Here is a 534-nt window from a genome sequence, read left to right on the forward strand (position 1 = left end):
TCACGCTCTTGAGCCGATCCATGAACCCACAGCCCGTGTGCACGATCTGCACGGCCCGGCCGAAAGCGGCGCCGGTGCCTGGACCGTGTGCCTGAAAGCCCCCGAAGACATTGAAGAACTCCGCGCGCTGTTCACGCCCGATCCCTTGACCAAGCGCATGCTGGACTTGATATCCAGCTTCAGCCCGCTACGCAATCAACTACAGAACTTCGATATCCGAAGGCTGCTGATGTCGTGCTCGCGTACGCCGGACGTGCTGGACCCCAGCATCATCGACGACACGCTGGCGGACGCCATCGCGCAAGATCAGCCTGACACCGCGTCGGTCCTGGCAGGCCAGCTTTATTCCGATCCCGAGAACCGCTACGCGCGCCAAATCGTCGCCCTGGATCTGAAGGAAAGCGCACGCCGTGCTCGCGGCTTTGGCATCGTGCTGCACGACGCCATCGGGATCACGCAGCAGCTCAATAGCTGGCGCAACGACGCCTATGAAGCCGTGCAGCGGTACTTGGACAAGAAGGACGGCAAAGGCGT

At 62.0% G+C, this 534-nt stretch carries 1 protein-coding gene; it reads left to right on the forward strand.

Annotation, left to right across the window (positions count from 1 at the left end):
* Nucleotides 1–37: 37 nt before the first annotated feature.
* Nucleotides 38–534, forward strand: a 497-nt coding sequence (locus tag YH64_RS30040; RefSeq protein ID WP_221935947.1) for a hypothetical protein, incomplete at its 3' end; no start/stop codon positions are given.

Origin of the sequence: Achromobacter sp. LC458 (genome assembly GCF_001005835.2) — a bacterium.
Taxonomy (GTDB): Bacteria; Pseudomonadota; Gammaproteobacteria; order Burkholderiales; family Burkholderiaceae_B; genus Achromobacter; species Achromobacter spanius_B.